Source organism: Tranquillimonas alkanivorans (assembly GCF_900115595.1).
Lineage (GTDB): Bacteria > Pseudomonadota > Alphaproteobacteria > Rhodobacterales > Rhodobacteraceae > Tranquillimonas > Tranquillimonas alkanivorans.
This window is the reverse complement of sequence record NZ_FOXA01000009.1, coordinates 15119-32072: the sequence shown is the minus strand read 5'-3', so window position 1 is coordinate 32072 and position 16954 is coordinate 15119. Positions and strand designations below refer to the sequence as shown.

At 67.7% G+C, this 16954-nt stretch carries 16 protein-coding genes; 7 read left to right on the top strand and 9 right to left on the bottom strand.

The window, feature by feature from the left end; all coding sequences use genetic code 11:
* Nucleotides 1-83: 83 nt before the first annotated feature.
* Nucleotides 84-545, bottom strand: coding sequence for a Fe-S cluster assembly transcriptional regulator IscR (iscR, locus tag BM162_RS12025; protein WP_093422176.1), 462 nt, complete (start codon nucleotides 543-545; stop codon nucleotides 84-86).
* A 171-nt stretch (nucleotides 546-716) separates the two neighbouring features.
* Here iscR and BM162_RS12020 point away from each other — a divergent pair, with 171 nt between their 5' ends.
* From BM162_RS12020 to BM162_RS12005, 4 genes are all read left to right on the top strand, one after another.
* Nucleotides 717-1370, top strand: coding sequence for an alpha/beta hydrolase (locus tag BM162_RS12020; RefSeq protein WP_093422174.1), 654 nt, complete (start codon nucleotides 717-719; stop codon nucleotides 1368-1370).
* A gap of 166 nt (nucleotides 1371-1536) precedes the next feature.
* Complete coding sequence (locus BM162_RS12015) at nucleotides 1537-2748, top strand: NADP-dependent isocitrate dehydrogenase (protein ID WP_093422171.1); 1212 nt, start codon at nucleotides 1537-1539, stop codon at nucleotides 2746-2748.
* Between the two features lie 106 nt (nucleotides 2749-2854).
* Nucleotides 2855-3466: a YitT family protein gene (locus BM162_RS12010; RefSeq protein WP_093422169.1), complete on the top strand. Its 612-nt coding sequence runs from the start codon at nucleotides 2855-2857 to the stop codon at nucleotides 3464-3466.
* Nucleotides 3467-3522: 56 nt separating this feature from the next.
* Nucleotides 3523-3855 carry a DMT family transporter gene (locus BM162_RS12005; protein WP_093422167.1) on the top strand — a complete coding sequence of 111 codons (333 nt, stop codon included), beginning with the start codon at nucleotides 3523-3525 and terminating at the stop codon, nucleotides 3853-3855.
* Between the two features lie 90 nt (nucleotides 3856-3945).
* On the opposite strand, the gene prfB is transcribed toward BM162_RS12005, so the two are convergent.
* Together prfB and BM162_RS11995 are read right to left on the bottom strand one after the other, a co-directional pair.
* Complete coding sequence (prfB, locus tag BM162_RS12000; protein WP_093422165.1) at nucleotides 3946-5070, bottom strand: peptide chain release factor 2; 1125 nt, start codon at nucleotides 5068-5070, stop codon at nucleotides 3946-3948.
* A gap of 73 nt (nucleotides 5071-5143) precedes the next feature.
* Entirely contained in the window at nucleotides 5144-7666 is a 2523-nt protein-coding gene (locus BM162_RS11995; RefSeq protein ID WP_093422162.1) for a penicillin-binding protein 1A, read from the bottom strand.
* 142 nt (nucleotides 7667-7808) lie between these two features.
* Between BM162_RS11995 and BM162_RS11990 the strand changes: the two genes are divergently transcribed.
* Complete coding sequence (locus tag BM162_RS11990; protein ID WP_093422159.1) at nucleotides 7809-8405, top strand: class I SAM-dependent methyltransferase; 597 nt, start codon at nucleotides 7809-7811, stop codon at nucleotides 8403-8405.
* Here BM162_RS11990 and BM162_RS11985 read toward each other — a convergent pair whose 3' ends face one another.
* Together BM162_RS11985 and BM162_RS11980 are read right to left on the bottom strand one after the other, a co-directional pair.
* Nucleotides 8406-9635, bottom strand: a complete 1230-nt coding sequence (locus tag BM162_RS11985) for an N-acetylmuramoyl-L-alanine amidase (protein WP_093422157.1) — start codon at nucleotides 9633-9635, stop codon at nucleotides 8406-8408.
* A 112-nt stretch (nucleotides 9636-9747) separates the two neighbouring features.
* Complete coding sequence (locus tag BM162_RS11980; protein WP_093422155.1) at nucleotides 9748-10887, bottom strand: pyridoxal phosphate-dependent aminotransferase; 1140 nt, start codon at nucleotides 10885-10887, stop codon at nucleotides 9748-9750.
* Nucleotides 10888-11031: 144 nt separating this feature from the next.
* Between BM162_RS11980 and BM162_RS11975 the strand changes: the two genes are divergently transcribed.
* Nucleotides 11032-11787 carry a DsbA family protein gene (locus tag BM162_RS11975; RefSeq protein ID WP_093422474.1) on the top strand — a complete coding sequence of 252 codons (756 nt, stop codon included), beginning with the start codon at nucleotides 11032-11034 and terminating at the stop codon, nucleotides 11785-11787.
* A 69-nt stretch (nucleotides 11788-11856) separates the two neighbouring features.
* On the opposite strand, the gene hflX is transcribed toward BM162_RS11975, so the two are convergent.
* From hflX to trkA, 4 genes are all read right to left on the bottom strand, one after another.
* Nucleotides 11857-13140, bottom strand: coding sequence for a GTPase HflX (gene hflX, locus BM162_RS11970; protein WP_177215150.1), 1284 nt, complete (start codon nucleotides 13138-13140; stop codon nucleotides 11857-11859).
* Nucleotides 13137-13370, bottom strand: a complete 234-nt coding sequence (gene hfq, locus BM162_RS11965) for an RNA chaperone Hfq (RefSeq protein ID WP_093422150.1) — start codon at nucleotides 13368-13370, stop codon at nucleotides 13137-13139. The genes hflX and hfq overlap by 4 nt, the downstream gene beginning before the upstream one ends.
* 120 nt (nucleotides 13371-13490) lie before the next feature.
* Nucleotides 13491-14999 (bottom strand): TrkH family potassium uptake protein, encoded by a 1509-nt coding sequence (locus BM162_RS11960; protein WP_093422148.1) that lies wholly within the window; start codon nucleotides 14997-14999, stop codon nucleotides 13491-13493.
* A complete protein-coding gene (gene trkA, locus BM162_RS11955) occupies nucleotides 14999-16375 on the bottom strand; it encodes a Trk system potassium transporter TrkA (RefSeq protein ID WP_093422145.1) in 1377 nt (458 codons plus the stop codon). Before trkA ends, BM162_RS11960 begins: the two co-directional genes overlap by 1 nt.
* A 119-nt stretch (nucleotides 16376-16494) precedes the next feature.
* Here trkA and BM162_RS11950 point away from each other — a divergent pair, with 119 nt between their 5' ends.
* The gene (locus tag BM162_RS11950) at nucleotides 16495-16953 is read left to right on the top strand and encodes a hypothetical protein (RefSeq protein ID WP_093422142.1); all 459 of its coding nucleotides are present in this window, start codon (nucleotides 16495-16497) and stop codon (nucleotides 16951-16953) included.
* Nucleotide 16954: the final 1 nt, after the last annotated feature.

Sequence of the window (16954 nt, the reverse complement as noted above, 5' to 3'; positions counted from 1 at the left end):
CTTCGGTCTCGAAATATCCCGGGGGCGTGGGGGCAGAGCCCCCACTTTCACGGAAACATCGCGCCGCAGGCGCGCCGCACCTTTCATTCCTCGTCCACCACCGCGAACAGCGTCGGCACGGCCGGGCACGGGGTCAGTTCGTTGCTCACGACATCCGACAGCCGCGTCTGGTGGAGGAAGACGTAGACATGCGCCGACAACCCCTCCCACAACCGGTTGGCCAGCGATTGCGCCTTGGTGCCCGACACGCCCCCATGGGCGCCCGCGCCCTTGTGCATCGCGCTCACCGTCTCGTCCACGGCGCCCAGAACGTCGGCCACGCGGATCTCGGCGGCCGGACGCGCCAGCTTGTAGCCGCCGCCCGGCCCCCGGACGGACGTGACCAGCCCCGCCCGCCGCAGCTTGACGAAGAGCTGTTCCAGATAGGGAAGCGAAATGTTCTGCCGCCGCGCGAGTTCGCCCAGCGACACCAGCCCGTTCGCTTCCTCGAGCGCCAGGTCGCAAAGGGCGACCATGGCGTAGCGTCCCTTGGTGCTCAGTTTCACCGGCCGGCCCTTCCCCGCATGCTTTCAGTTGACGCCGTCCGGCCGGGCGCTTACCTGCTTTGACGATCCGCAAACCCGCAGCTCGCCGGACTTTAGAAAGATTCTAAAGTCTGCACGAAGACCCGTCAAGCTTCACCGGCGGCGGCACGACGACGAAGGACAGGCGCGCGTATGCCCGAAGTGATTTTTCCCGGCCCCGAGGGCCGTCTGGAAGGCCGTTACCATCCGCAGCGGACCAAGGATGCTCCGATCGCGATCATCCTGCACCCGCACCCGCAATTCGGCGGGACGATGAACAACCGCGTCGTCTACAACCTGCACTACGCGTTCCACGAGCTCGGCTTCAACGTCCTGCGGTTCAACTTCCGCGGCGTGGGCCGCAGCCAGGGCGAGTACGACCAGGGCGTGGGCGAGTTGTCGGACGCGGCCAGCGCGCTCGACTACCTGCAGTCGATGAACCAGAACGCCAAGCATTGCTGGGTCGCCGGCTTCAGCTTCGGCGCGTGGATCGGAATGCAGCTTCTGATGCGCCGGCCCGAGATCACGGGGTTCGTCAGCGTCTCGCCCCCGGCGAACATGTACGACTTTTCGTTCCTCGCCCCCTGCCCCTCGTCGGGCCTTGTCGTGAACGGCACCGCCGACCGTGTGGCGCCACCGAAGGACACGCAGACGCTGGTGGGTAAGCTGCAGGAGCAGAAGGGCATCACCGTCACCCACGAACAGGTCGAGAGCGCGGGGCACTTCTTCGAGGATCCGCACATGGAGAAGATGATCGGCACCGTCAGCGACTATGTGAAGCGCCGGCTGACCGAAAACACGCGCTGATCGCCAGCGCGGCGGCTTTGGGAAAACCGGCGTCCGCTGGCGCCGGTTTTTCTTTGCCCGACCCGGGTCCGATGACGGTATACAGCCGCATACCGTCTTTCACCCGTCTGCGCTTTGGGGTATGAGGCGGCGACCCGACTCAAGCCAACATGCGAGGGAATCGCCCATGTCCAAGATCAAGGTGGAAAACCCGGTCGTCGAGCTCGACGGCGACGAGATGACCCGGATCATCTGGGACTTCATCAAGCAGAAGCTCATCCTGCCCTATCTCGACATCGACCTGCTCTACTACGATCTGGGCATCGAAGAGCGTGACCGCACCGACGACCAGATCACGGTGGATGCCGCCGAGAAGATCAAGGAAATCGGCGTCGGCGTGAAATGCGCCACCATCACGCCCGACGAGGCGCGCATGGACGAGTTCAACCTCAAGCGCATGTACCGCTCGCCCAACGGCACGATCCGCAACATCCTGGGCGGCGTCGTCTTCCGCGCCCCGATCATCTGCCGCAACGTGCCGCGCCTTGTTCCCGGCTGGACCAAACCGATCGTCATCGGCCGTCACGCCTTCGGCGACCAGTACCGGGCCACCGACATCAAGTTCCCGGGCGCCGGCGAGCTGACGCTGAAGTGGCAGGGCGAGAATGGCGAGGTGATCGAGAAAAAGGTCTATGACGCGCCGTCGGCCGGCGTCTACATGGGCATGTACAACCTCGACGACTCGATCCGCGACTTTGCGCGCGCCTCGATGAACTATGGCCTCGACCTCGGCTGGCCGGTTTACCTGTCGACGAAGAACACCATCATGAAAGTCTATGATGGCCGCTTCAAGGACATCTTCCAGGAGGTCTACGAGCAGGAGTTCGAAGAGAAGTTCGCCGCCAAGGGCATCACCTACGAGCACCGCCTGATCGACGACATGGTCGCGGCCGCGCTCAAATGGTCGGGCGGCTTTGTCTGGGCCTGCAAGAACTACGACGGCGACGTGCAGTCCGACACCGTGGCGCAGGGCTTCGGCTCGCTGGGCCTGATGACCTCGCAGCTGATGACGCCGGACGGCAAGATCGTCGAGGCCGAGGCCGCCCACGGCACCGTCACCCGTCACTTCCGCCAGCACCAGCGCGGCGAGCAGACCTCGACCAACTCGATCGCGTCGATCTATGCCTGGACCGGCGGCCTGAAGCACCGCGCCAAGCTCGACGGCAACGAGCAGCTCCTGGGCTTCGCCGAGACGCTCGAGCGCGTGGTGGTCGAGACGGTCGAGTCCGGCTCCATGACCAAGGACCTCGCGCTGCTCGTCGGCCCCGACCAGAAGTGGCTGACCACGCAGGGCTTCCTCGACAAGATCGACGAGAACCTGAACAAGGCGCTCAGCTGAGCATTTCCGCCGCACGCGGCTGAAAATTCTTCGGGGGCCGGCACGTTCCGGCCCCTTTTTTCGTGTTCCCACTGCACAGGCGCGGCCCCGCCGCTAGTCTCGGCCCATGACAGACGTTCGTGAACCCGTGAAACACACGCCGCTCGAGGACGTGCAGGGCTTGTCGCTGGGCATCTTCCTGTGCGGGCTGGGCATCCACGTGCTGACCCATGTCGGCCTGATCACCGGGCAGACGGCGGGACTGGCCGTGATCATCTCGTATCTCAGCGGATTTTCCTTCGGCACGGTGTTCTTCGCCATCAACCTGCCCTTCTACCTCGTCGCCTACCGGCGGCTGGGGCTCGAATTCACCGTCAAGTCGCTGATCTCGGTCACGCTCTTGTCGCTGGTCACCGACTTCCTGCCGCTCGGGTTCGAGCTGGGCAAGGTCAACGTCGCCATCGGCGCCCTGACCTTCGGCAGCCTGGTGGGTCTGGGCCTTCTGGCCATGTTCCGCCACAACGGCTCGCTCGGCGGTCTAGGCGTGATCGCGCTGCTGGTCCAGGACACCACCGGCTTCCGCGCGGGCTATGTCCAGCTGATCGCCGATGCGATCATCTTCACGGTTGCGCTGTTTCTGTTTCCGTGGGAGGTCGTGGCCTGGTCGCTGCTGGGCGCCGTGGTGCTCAACCTCGTGATTGCGATAAACCACCGTCGGGACCGCTATATCGCCACCTGACGCCCCTTTCGTCGCCCGTGCGGCACGGATACGAGGGGGCGAAAGGAGTGCCGTCCATGCAGACCTACATCCTGCTCATCCTCGCCGTCGCCGCCGAAACCATCGGCACCACCGCGCTTCAGGCGAGCCACCAGCTTACCCGGCCCTTGCCCACGCTAGTGGTGGCGGTGGCTTACGCGATCTCGTTCTACATGCTGTCGATGGTACTGCGCACGCTGCCCGTCGGCATCGCCTATGCCATGTGGTCCGGGCTGGGCATCGTGTTCATCGCGATGATCGGGTTCCTGGTCTTCGGCCAGCGCCTCGATCTGCCCGCGGTGCTGGGCATGGCCCTAATCCTGACCGGCATCGTGGTGATCAACGTCTTCTCGAAGTCGACCCCGCACTAATCATCTTCGGTCTGGAAATATCCCGGGGGACGCGGGGGCAGAGCCCCCGCCCTCAGGATGACAGTGCGCGCGACAGCGCGCTCCGCAGGATCACTCTTCCGCCGCAGCCTCGGCCCGGCTCTTGCCCGACACGTCCAGCGCCAGCGTCGCGGCCATGAATTGGTCGAGCGCGCCGTCGAGCACGCCCTGCGTGTCCGACGTCTCGACCCCTGTGCGCAGGTCCTTCACCATCTGGTAAGGCTGCAGCACGTAGGACCGGATCTGGTTGCCCCAGCCGGCCGAGCCCTTGTTCTCGTGCGCCTCGTTGATCGCCGCGTTCCGGCGGTCCAACTCCATCTGGTAAAGCCGCGATTTCAGCGCCTTCATGGCGATGTCGCGGTTCTGGTGCTGCGACTTCTCGGAACTCGTCACCACGATGCCCGTGGGGGCGTGGGTGATCCGCACCGCCGAGTCGGTGGTGTTGACGTGCTGCCCGCCCGCGCCGGACGACCGATAGGTGTCCACGCGGATGTCGGCCGGGTTCACCTCGATCTCGATGTTGTCGTCGACGACCGGATAGACCCAGACGCTCGCGAACGAGGTCTCGCGCGTGCCCTTGCCGAAGGGCGAGATGCGCACGAGCCGGTGAACGCCGCTTTCGGTCTTGAGCCAGCCATAGGCATTGGGCCCGGAAATCTTGTAGGACACCGATTTGATCCCCGCCTCGGCGCCCGGTTCCTCGGACTGAAGCTCGACCGTGTAGCCGCGTTTCTCGGCCCAGCGGACGTACATGCGTTGCAGCATCTGCGCCCAGTCGCAGGCCTCGGTGCCGCCCGCGCCAGCGTTGATTTCGAGGAAAGTGTCGTTGCCGTCCGCCTCTCCGTTCAGTAGCGCCTCGAGCTCGGCGGCGGCGGCCCGCTGCTCGAGCGATTTCAGCGCGCCCTCGGCCTCGGCCACCACCTCCTGGTCATCCTCCAACTCGCCCATCTCGATGAGCTCGACGTTGTCGGACAGCTCCTGCTCCATCCCCTTGTAGCGGTCCGCGGCGTCGACCAACGCCTGGCGCTCGCGCATCAGCTTCTGCGCGCGATCGGGATCGTTCCACAGGTCGGGGTCCTCCGCCATGGCGTTGAACTCCTCGATCCGGTGGGGCACCGTTTCCCAGTCCATCCGCTGGCGCAGCAGCGCGAGCGACTTCTCGATGGCCTCGACCCGGTTCTGTGCCTCTGCGCGCATCGTCTTCCCGTCTTTTCCAGCTGATCGGCCCCCGCTGATACCAACCCGCGGGCGGGCCGGCAAGCGGGCGCGCCTAGTAGAGCCCGCCCGACGACAGCGATCCGAAATCGGCCTTCTTCTTCGAGATCGTCGCCTGCGACCCGGTCGAGGTGGTGACGCTCACCGCCTCGCTGTCGCCCTCGCCCGGCGCGAAGAGCGGCAGGTTCGCTCCCATGGCGAAGCCGCCGTCGAAGGCAACGCCGAAGACCGGCTCTTCACCCAGGCGGAAATACTCGGCCACCACGTTCTCGCCCGAGGCCGCGTCGGACAGGCGGGCGCCGGTGTAGCGGTCGATCTTGATGAACTGGCCGCCCGGCGGCACGTCGAACGGCCCGCCGCCGTACTTCTCGACCGCCTTCTGCATGAACGTGTTGAACACCGGGCCGCACATGCCGCCACCCGAGGCGCCGCGCCCCAGCGACCGTGGTTGGTCGTGGCCGATATAGCAGCCCGCCACGATGTTCGAGGTGAAGCCGACGAACCACACGTCCTTGGCGTCGTTGGTGGTGCCGGTCTTGCCCGCAGTGGGCACCGGCAGGTTCACCGCACCGCTCGCCGTGCCGCGCTCGACAACGCCGCGCATCATCGAGGTCAATTGGTAGGCGGTGATGGCATCCATCACCCGCTCGCGGTCGCTGACGACCTGCGGGGCGCGCCCGGGCTCCAGGCTGGCCTTGTCGCAGTCGATGCACCGGCGCTGGTCGTGGTTGTAGACGGTGTCGCCATAGCGGTCCTGGACCCGGTCGACCAGCGTCGGCTCGACCCGCTCGCCCCCGTTGGCGAACATCGCGTAGGCGGCGACCATGCGGTAAAGCGTCGTCTCCTCGGACCCCAGCGCGTTGGCCAGGTATCGGCCCATCCCGTCATAGACGCCGAACTTCTCGGCATATCGCGCGACGGTCTCCATCCCGATTTCCTGCGCCAGGCGCACGGTCATCAGGTTCCGCGACCGCTCGATCCCGGTCCGAAGCGGCGTGGGCCCGTAATACCGGTTCGAGGCGTTCTTGGGCCGCCAGACCTGGCCGCCACCGACCTCGACCTCGATCGGAGCGTCGACGATGATGGTGGCCGGGCTGAACCCGCTGTCGAGCGCGGCGGCATAGACGAAGGGCTTGAAGGACGACCCCGGCTGCCGCGTCGCCTGCGTGGCACGGTTGAAGACCGAGTGCTGGTAGGAAAAGCCGCCCTGCATCGCCAGAACGCGCCCGTTATGCACGTCCATGGCCATGAAGCCGCCCTCGACCTCGGGCACCTGCCGCAGGGTCCAGCGGATGAACGACCCGTCGTCGTCGCGCGTCATGCGACGCACATGGACGACGTCGCCGACCTCGAGCATCTCGGTCAGGGATTGCCCGGTCCAGCCCACATCCTCGCCCGGCACGACGGGCTCGGGCGCGTCCTCGCCCACGCCCTCGATCCCGAGCCGCGCTTGCGCGTTCGACACGTCGAGCACCACAGCCGGGTGCCACTCGTGCTCGAGGAAGATGTCGCGTGCGACATCCACCTCGGCCAGCGCCGCGCGCCAGTCCTCCTCGGAGCCCAGCTGTTCGGCCGGGATGGTCTTGCCCGTGCCGCGCCAGCGCCCGATCGAGCGGTCGTATTTCTCGAGCCCCTCGCGCAGGGCGCGCGCGGCTTCCTCCTGAAGCTCGGGGTCCACCGTCGCGCGCACCGTCAGGCCGCCCGAGAAGAACTCGCCCTCGCCGAAGTCGCGCGACAGCTGGCGCCGGATCTCGTCGGTGAAGTAATCGCGCGGCGGGAGCTTCGACTTGAAGCTGTCGTAATCGCCGTTCTGCACCGACAACAGCGGCGAAACGCGCGCCTCGCGGTACTCCTCCTCTGTGATGTAGCCGTTCTCGAACATCTCGCGCAGCACGTAGTTGCGCCGCTGGATTGCCGCCTCCCTGTCCCGCACCGGGTGCAGCGCGGCGGGTTTCTGCGGCAACGCGCCCAGGTACGCGGCCTCGGCCACCGTCAGCTCGCCCAGCGTCTTGTTGAAGTACGTCTGCGCGGCGGCCGCCACGCCATAGGTATTCTGGCCCAGGTAGATCTCGTTCAGGTACAGCTCGAGGATCTTCCCCTTCGGCAGGGAATTCTCCAGCCGGACCGACAGGATCAGCTCCTTGACCTTCCGCTCGGCCGACCGGTCCGAGGACAAGAGGAAGTTCTTCACGACCTGCTGCGGGATGGTCGAGGCGCCGCGCAGCCGCGCGCCCCGCGCCGCATCGACGGCGGCGGCCACCATGCCGCGCACGTCGTAGCCCTGGTGGTTGTAAAAGTTCTTGTCCTCGGCCGAGATGAAGGCGTGCTTCACCAGATCCGGGATCTCGTCGGCGGGCGCGTAAAGCCGGCGCTCCTGCGCGAACTCGTCGATGATCTGGCCTTCGCCCGAGTAGATGCGGCTGATCGTCGGCGGGGTGTACCGCGCCAGCTGCTCGTGGTTCGGCAGGTCGCGCCCGTACATCCAGAAGATCGCCCCGATGGTCAGCGCGACGAACATCGCGCCGATGGTCAGGGCGCTGAAGATGGCGCCGAAGAAAGAGAATACGAACCTGAGCATCGCGACGTCCTGTAAGAGGTTCCCCGTCTATAGGCTTCGGGCGTCCCTGGGTCAAAAGCCATACGCCCTCGGTGGGCGGGCCGCCGCCGTCACGTTCGCGCGAGCGCTTGCCGCCGTTGGGTCCGGCGCGCAAGGTGCTCGGATGCGCCCCGAGGACATCCTGCCGACCTACGACACGGTCGCCCACGACTGGCACCGCACGCGAAATACCGCGCTGTTCGAGCGTCGCTGGCTGGACCGGATGATCGCCGCCGCGCCGGGGCCACGCGTGCTCGACCTCGGCTGCGGCTCGGGCCGGCCCATCGCGGACGACCTCGTCTCACGTGGCCTCCGCGTCACGGGCGTGGACGGTGCCGCGGCAATGATCGAAATCCTTGCGGAATGCACGCCGGGAGTGGAGGCGGTCCACGCCGACATGCGCACCCTCGCGCTGGGGCGGCGCTTCGACGCGATCCTGGCTTGGAACAGCTTCTTCCACCTCTCGCCCGCCGACCAGCGCGCGATGTTCCCCATCTTCTCGGACCATGCGGCGCCCGGAGCCGCACTTCTTTTCACCAGCGGCCCCGAGCAGAGCGAGCGGATCGGCCGCGTTGCGGGCCACCCCGTCTACCATGCCAGCCTGTCCCCCGCCGAGTACCGGGCCCATCTCGGTGCTTGCGGCTTCGACGTGCTGGATTTCCGGCCCGAGGACCCGGATTGCGGCGGGCACTCCGTCTGGCTCGCCCGCCGCCAGCCGTGACTACTGGCGCAGAAGGTCGGTCTGCGCCGCGTCCGCCTCCGCCCAGTCGAGCACCGCGTCGCGGATGCCCTCGGCCGCCTGCAGACGCCATGCCTCGGACGTCAGGTTCGCGCGGTCGCGGCGGGACGACAGGAAGCCCAGCTCGATCAGCACCGACGGGATGTCCGGCGCCTTGAGTACCGAGAATGCGGCCGACAGGCGCGGACGCTTGTGCAGGTCGCCCGTGCTCTCGGCGATGCCATGAACGATCGCGTCGGCCAGCGCGTCCGAGCGCGGCTGCGTCTCGACCCGGGCGAGGTCCATCAGAACGCCCGCCACCTGGTCGTCCTGATGCGTCAGGTCCAGCCCGGCCAGCAGGTCGTCTCGGTCGTGGCGTTCGGCGAGCTTCTGCGACGCCTCGTCCGAGGCATCGGCCGCGAGAGTATAGATCGTCGCCCCCGAGGCGCGGCCGGTCTCCAGCGCGTCGGCGTGCAGCGACAGGAACAGGTCCGCTCCGGCGGCGCGCGCCTTGGTCACGCGCGTCTCGAGCGGGACGAACAGGTCGGCGTTGCGCGTCATCGCGACCTCGATCCGGCCGGTCGCTTCGAGCACGTCGCGCAGTTCCCCGGCGAAGCTCAGCATCAGGTCGGCCTCGGCCACGCCGCCGCCCTCGGCGCCAGGGTCGATGCCGCCGTGCCCTGGGTCGAGGGCCACGACCAGCGGGCGGTCGCCGCGCCAGCGCGGCCGCGGCGGCGGGACCTCGGCGGGCTCGGGCAGCACGAAACCCTCGGTCTCGGGCGCGCCGGACTTGGCGGCGAAGGTCTTGGCGTCGGTCGGGGCGAGCTGGGCCTTGAGCACCGCGGTGCCGTCCTCGGTCGCTGTCACCAGCCCCGCAGTCTCGATCAGCATGGGTTCGTCGAGAGCCAGAACCATCCGCGACCAGCCTTCGCGCACCGGTCCGGCGGCCACTTCGGGGATGCGGTCGGAGTCCACGATCTCATGGGGATTGAACCCTTCGAACGCGACCTCGGAGAAGTCGAAGACCAGCCGCGCCGGTCCGTCGAGCGTGAAGACCCGCCACATCACCGGCTGGCTCAGGGCCAGCGTGATCTGGATGTTGTTGCCGAAGTCGATGATCTCGGAGCGCGCCGGCTCCGGCCGCGCGAGCGCGGTCAGGGGGGCGTCCGCACGGAGCGGTGCCGCCGCCGTCAGCGCGGCGATGATGATAAGCGCGAAGCGCAAGCGTCCCATGTCCTGCCCGATCAGCCGTGCCTGCCCGAACCGGTCTGATGCCGGATTATTGATCACACGATAGCGCGGAAATCCGCCGAGCGGAACCAGCTTTCCGCAGCGGCAACCGGCCTCATCCCGCCTTCGTGAACGCGGCCAGCCGCTCCAGCCCCTCGGCGATGTCATCGGTCGCCCGCGCGTACGAAAACCGCAGGTAGCGATGTCCCTGCTCGGGGTCGAAATCCAGCCCCGGCGTCACCGCGACGCCCGCCTCGTCCAGGATGCGCCGGGCAAAGGCGAGCGAGTCATCGGTCATGTCGGACACATCGGCATAGACGTAGAAGGCGCCATCGGGCGGCGCGATGCGGGTGAAGCCCGCCTTCGGCAATCCTTCGAGCATTAGCTGGCGGTTCTTCGCATAGACGGCAAGGTTGGCCTTGCACTCCTCGTCGCACTCCATCGCGGCCAGCGCCGCGACCTGGCTGGCATGGGTCGGACAGATGAACATGTTCTGCGCCAGCCGCTCGACCGTGCGCACGTGGCTCGGCGGCACGACCATCCAGCCCAAGCGCCAGCCGGTCATCGAGAAGTACTTCGAGAACGAGTTGATCACGAAGACGTCGTCGGTGACCTCAAGCGCCGTCACTGCGCGCTTGTCGTAGTCGATGCCGTGATAAATCTCGTCCGAGATGAACGCCGCGCCCCGCGCCTCGGCCGCCGCCACCAGCGCCGCGATCTGTCCCCGGTCCAGCATGGCACCGGTGGGATTCGCGGGCGAGGCCACGATCAGCCCCTGCAGGTTCCACGGCAGATCCTCGGGCACCGGCTGGTAACCGTTCGCCTCGGACGTTCGGAAGCCGACGGCGTCCAGGCTCATCGCCTTCAGGATCTGGCGGTAGGACGGATAGCAGGGCAGCCCCAGCCCCACCTTGTCGCCCGCATCGAACAAGGCCGAGAACGCCAGCAGGAACGCACCCGACGCCCCGGCCGTCACCACCACCCGCGCCGGGTCCAGCTCGACCCCGTACCAGTCGGCGTAAAGCGCCGTGATGCGCTGGCGCAGTTCCGGCAGCCCCAGTGCGACGGTATAGCCCAGGCTGCCCTCCTCCATCGCGCGGGCCACGGCGGCGCGGGCGCCCGCGGGTGCGGGCGTGCCGGGCTGGCCGACCTCCATGTGAATGATCCGGCGGCCCTCCGCCTCGGCCGCGCGGGCGGCCTCCATCACGTCCATCACGATGAAGGGATCGACGTCCCCGCGTCTCGACACTCGCATCCGCATGCTCCTGAATGGTTCGCACCGGGGGTGCCGCCTGCGGGGCGCGAGGTCAAGTCAACCACGGGCTTTCGCCTTGCCACCGTCCGTCACTCTGCGATGCTCACCCGCACGCCAATGCGCAACACGATCCACGGGACCGACATGAAAGCACTCGCCTTCGCCGCCGCCGCCACCGCCGCGCTTCATTCCGCACCGGCCCAAGCCACCGACATCGGCGACATGACCGAGGCCGAACGCGCGGCCTTCGGCGAGCAGGTGCGCGCCTACCTGCTGGAGAACCCCGAGGTGCTGATGGAGGCCATTGCCATCCTAGAGGAGCGGCAGGCCGCGGCGCAGGCGCAGGGCGACGTCGACCTTGTCGCCGCCAACGCCGATGCGATCTTCGACGACGGCCATTCCTGGGTCGGCGGCAATCCGGACGGAGACGTCACGGTGGTCGAGTTCCTCGACTACCGCTGCGGCTACTGCCGCCGCGCCTTCCCCGAGGTGAAGGAGCTGATCCAGTCCGACGGAGACATCCGCTTCATCGTCAAGGAATTCCCAATCCTGGGCGAACAGTCGGAGCTGGCGTCGCGCTTCGCCATCTCGGTGCTGAACGAGGCCGGCGACGACGCCTACGAACAGGTGCACGACATCCTGATGACCCTGCGCGGCGACGTGACCGAACCCGCGCTGCGCCAGATCGCGGCCGAGCTCGACCTCGACGAAGAGGCCGTGATGGAGGGCATGTCGCACCCCGACGTCGACGAGATCATCGCCGAGAACCGGGCCCTGGCGCAGAAGCTTCGGATCAGCGGCACGCCCAGTTTCGTCTTCGGCGAGCAGATGGTGCGCGGCTACGTCCCGCTCGACGCGATGCAGCAGATCGTCGCCCAGGAGCGCGAGAGCGAGGGCTGACGCGCCCGAATTCCTTCTGAAGGAATTTGCCAAGACCTTTTCGAAAGGTCTTGGCCCCGGCGGCGCCGGTCAGAGTTCCCGGAAACGTTTCTCCTGCCGCGCCGTCATCGCCACGGTCAGGCGGAAACCGGTCTCGGTCTGGCTCTCGTCCATCACCACGCCCTGCTCGTGCAGCCAGGCGCGCTTGCGCCCCTCCTCGAACGGCAGCTCGATTTCGCGCACGGTGCGCGCATCGTCCAGCGCGTGGGTGATCGCCTCGATCAACCCGTCCAGCCCCTCGCCCGTGACCGCGGAAAGCGGGCGCACGTTTTCGGTTCGGTCCGCCACAGTCTGCAACACCGCGCGCCGCTCGGGATCGGCGACGTCGACCTTGTTCCAGACCTCGATCATCGGCACGTCCTCGGCCACGCCGAGGTCGTGGAGGATCGACATAACGTCCTCTTTCTGCCCCTCGGTCTCGGGGTGGGTGATGTCGCGGACGTGCAGGATCAGGTCCGCCGACAGCACCTCTTCCAGCGTGGCGCGGAAGGCCGCCACGAGTTGCGTGGGCAGGTCGCTGATGAAGCCGACCGTGTCCGACAGGATCACCTTCATGCCCGTGGGCAGCGTGACGCCGCGCATCGTGGGGTCGAGCGTCGCGAACAGCATGTCTTTCGCCATTACCTCGGCCCCGGTCAGCCGGTTGAACAGCGTCGACTTGCCGGCATTGGTGTAGCCCACCAGCGCCACGACCGGGAACGGCACCTTGGCGCGGCTGGCACGGTGCAGCTCGCGGGTCTTGGCGACCTTGTCGAGCTGGCGGCGCAGGCGGGTGAGTTGCTCGTCGATGGCGCGGCGGTCGGCCTCGATCTGGGTTTCACCGGGGCCGCCGACGAAGCCAAGCCCGCCGCGCTGCCGCTCTAGGTGGGTCCAGGCCCGCACAAGACGCGTGCGCTGGTAGGACAGCGCCGCCATCTCGACCTGAAGCACGCCTTCCCGCGTCGCCGCCCGGTCCGAGAAGATCTCGAGGATCAGGCCCGTGCGGTCCAGCACCTTCACGCCCCAAGCCTTCTCGAGGTTGCGCTGCTGCACCGGGCTCACCGGCCCGTCGACCAACACAAGCCCGACCTCCTGCGCCGAAAGCTTCGCCATGAGCTCGTCCAGCTTGCCCGACCCGAACAGCGCGCCGGCATCGGGCTTGCGCAGGCGCACCACCTCGCCGCCCAGAACCTCGAGATCCGGCAACGCCTCGGCCAGCGCGATGGCTTCGGCCAGCGCGGGCTCGGGATCGCGGCGTTCGCGGTCCGAGGTCAGGTCGGGGTGGAGCACGTAGGCGCGGGTCGCGACCGCGCCGGTATCAGTGTCCAAGATCAGTCGTCACCGTCGTAAAGGTTGATGGGCGAGGACGGCATTATGGTCGAGATCGCGTGCTTGTACACGAGCTGCGACTGGCCGTCGCGGCGCAGCAATACGCAGAAATTGTCGAACCACGTGATGACGCCCTGAAGCTTGACGCCGTTGATGAGGAAAATGGTCACCGGAACCTTCGTCTTCCGGATATGATTCAGAAATGCGTCCTGCAAATTCTGCTTGTCGGCAGCCATCTTACTGTCCACACCTTATGTTCTTGGCACCGCCCTTTGTGGCAGGCATGATTGTCTTTCGCCCCTCCACTATGAAGCGGCCAGAGGCGGGTTTCTACCCCAAATCAACGCGCTGCCCCCTCAGCTGCGCCAGAGGTCCGGGTTGAATAGCGCGATCAGCGCCAGCGTCTCGAGCCGCCCCAGCACCATGCCGGCCGCGAAGATGGCCAGCGCCGCGTCCGTCAGGTCGGCGTACACGATGGGCGCGGCGGCCGCGACCTCGGCCAGCGGGCCCGTGGTCGACAGCGCCGCGATGGTCAGCACGGTCGAGGCTTCGAAGCTCAGCCCCGTCAGCGCGAAGGCCCCCATCGACAGCGCGATCGAGATGGCGAAGAGCATAAAGAAGATCCACGCCACGTACGCGCCCTTGCGCCGGATGCGCCGGGCCGCCGTGCCCGCGCCGCCGACCGAGTTCGGGTGCACCAGGCGCTCCATTTCGCGCACGCCGTGCTTGTAAAGCGCGTAGATGCGCAGAAGCTTCACGCCACCCGCCGTGGTCGCCACGCCCCCGCCGATCAGCGACAGCCCCATCAGCACCAGCCCCGGCGTCGGAAGACCCGACCAGTCGCGCGCGGTGTCCCATGCCTCGCTCACGAAGCCGGTGGTTGTCAGGAAGGAGAGCGTCGTGAACACCGCGCCCCAGAGCGCGCCCAGCCCCGCCGCGATGTTGCTTTCATCGGCCACGTCATAGGCGCCCGCCCAGTGGCGCAGGAACAGGAAAAGCGGGACGAGCGCCACGATGATCGCGCCCATCTGCATCTCTGGGTCCTTGCGCAGCCGCCGCGGCCCGCGCCCGGCCACGTCGCCCGAGAACGTCATGCGCGAGACGGCGAAAATCAGGAAGCCGAAGATCAACGCCTCGCCCACGAGCCCCGATTCCGGCCCCTCGCCCGGAGAGATACCGCTGGTGGCGAGGGTCGACATCGCGTGGATGACCGCGTTCAGCGGCTCGGCCCCCGCCATGATCAGCCCGATCCACAGCGCCAGCGTGAGCCCGAAATAGACCGGCGCAAGGTGCCATGAAAACCGCAGCAGCCGCTCGGACCCGTCGGCGACGCGGGTGATCTGCGTCACGGTCGCCGCGCCCTCGCCCACCTCTTCCCCCGAGACGACCTCGAACCCGCCCAGGTTCAGCGGCGCGAGGATGGCGATGGCCGTCACCCAGGTCAGGAAGCCGCCCAGCCAGCCGACGATCGCACGCCACAGGTGCACCGCCTCGGGCAGCCGCTCGGGCGCGAACAGGGTGGCCCCGGTCGTGGTCAGGCACGACGCCATCTCGAACCAGACGCCAAAGAAGCGCGTCGCCGGCACGGATTCATGGAACGGCACTGCCAGCATCACCGGCAGCAGCACATAGGCCGCCGCCAGCGTCACCAGGTGGCTGCGCACGCGTTTCTGCGGGAAGCGCCCGCCGAAGGCCACCGACAGCAGCGCAAACAGCAGCAGGAACAGGATCGCCGAATAGAAGAACGCCCGCGCCGTGTCGTAGTCGCGCAAGCTGAAGGCGTGGATCGCCGGCGGCAGCATCGCCACCGCGCCCAACGCGATCAGGATGACCGCGAAGGGCAGTCTGCTGAACAGCCGGCGCATCAGAAGAAGTCGATGGAAACCTGGAACAGCCGCTCGACCTCGGGCACGTCGGCGGCCATGGCGAAGACGACGATCACGTCGCCCTCGTCGATCCGCGTGCCGCCCACCGGCCGCACAACCTTCTCGCCCTTGAGCACCGCGCCCACCAGCACGCCCTCGGGAAAGTCGATGTCGCGGATGTACTGCCCCGCGATGGGCGAGGTCGACAACACCTGCGCCTCGATCACCTCGGCCTCGGCGTCCCCGATGGAATAGACGCCGCGCACCCGCCCGTGGCGGATGTGCCGCAGGATCGAGCTGACCGTCGTGGCGCGCGGGTTGATGTAGGCGTCGATGTCGAGCGGCGCCATCAGCGTCTGGAGCGACGGGTCGTTGACCAGCGCGATAGCCATGGCGCACCCGGCGGACTTGGCGCGGACCGAAGCCAGGAGATTCGTCTTGTCGTCGTCCGTCACCGCAAGGATCGCGTCGGCCTTCGAGACGTTCGCCTCGGCCAGAAGCTCCATGCTCAGCCCGTCGCCGTGCAGCACGATTGTGCGCTCCAGCTCGTCGGCGGCGCGTTCGGCGCAGCGGCGGTCCTTCTCGATCACCTTGGCGCGCACCCGCTCGGTCCGGGTCTCGAGCGCGCGGGCCACGGCGAGGCCAACGTTGCCGCCGCCCACGATGACCACCCGGCGCTGCTGGACGACCTCTTTCCCGAAGATCTCGAGCGTGCGGCTCACGTCCTGCCGGTCGGCGATCACGTAGATCTGGTCGCCCGCAAAAAGCTGGTCGCCCGGCTCGGGCGCGAAAAGCCGGTTGCGGCGGCGGATGCCCACGACCAGCGCCCGCAGGGTCGAGAACAGGTCCGTGAGCTGCCGCAGCGGCGTGTTCAGGACCGGGCAATCCTCGTCCAGCGCGATGCCCAGAAGCTGCGCCCGCCCCTCCATGAAGCTCTGCGTGTCGAAGGCCACCGGCGCGGCCAGCCGGCGCAGCGCGGCCTCGGCCACCTCGCGCTCGGGGCTGATGACCACGTCGATGGGCATGTGCTCGCGCCGGTAGAGGTCGGAGTAGATCGCCGTGAGATACGACTGCGCCCTGAGCCGCGCGATCTTGCGCGGGATGGCGAAGACCGAATGGGCGACCTGGCAGGTGACCATGTTGACCTCGTCCGAGTGCGTCGCGGCGATGATCATGTCGGCGTCGCGCGCCCCGGCGCTTTCCAGCACATCCGGGTAACTGGCGAAACCCGCGATGCCCTGCACGTCAAGCGTGTCCGTCGCCCGGCGCACCAGGTCCGGGTTGTTGTCCACCACCGTCACGTCGTTGCGCTCGCCCGAAAGGTGGCGGGCGATCTGCCAGCCGACCTGGCCAGCCCCGCAGATGATGACCTTCATGGCGCTCCCCTTGCGGCCGCGAGGCTTCTCTTGGCACGCGGCGGGCGAGGGTTCAATCCTCCTTGCGCGCGGGGCGCCGGCCCTGTCATCTGGTCCCAGGATCGCTTGGAGGTGGAACGATGCGCATCGGAATCGTGCTGACGGCCTGCACCCTGCTCGGCGGCTGCGCTGCCTATGACGGCTATTACCGCGAAGGCGCGCCGGTCGCGCAGCTTGACGCCGACCTGCTGGAGTGCCGTGTCTCGGCCGTGCAGCGGGTGCCGCCCAACACGCAGATCCGGACCACACCGATCAGCCGCACGCCGGTCGTCACCCGGTGCAACGACGACGGTACCTGCGTCACCACCGGCGGCGAGGTCACGGGCGGGAACACCTATTCCTACGACGCGAATGCCGGGCTGCGCACGCGCGTGCTGAACCAGTGCATGGCCGCGCGTGGGTACCGGCGGGTGGAACTGCCCTATTGCGCGGGAGACGCGCCGCCGCTGGTGCCGGCGCGCCTGCCCGCCCTGACGCCCGCCACCTGCGCGGTCCGGACGGCGGGCGGCGGCGTCGCCTTCGTCAACGACGGCGGCTGAG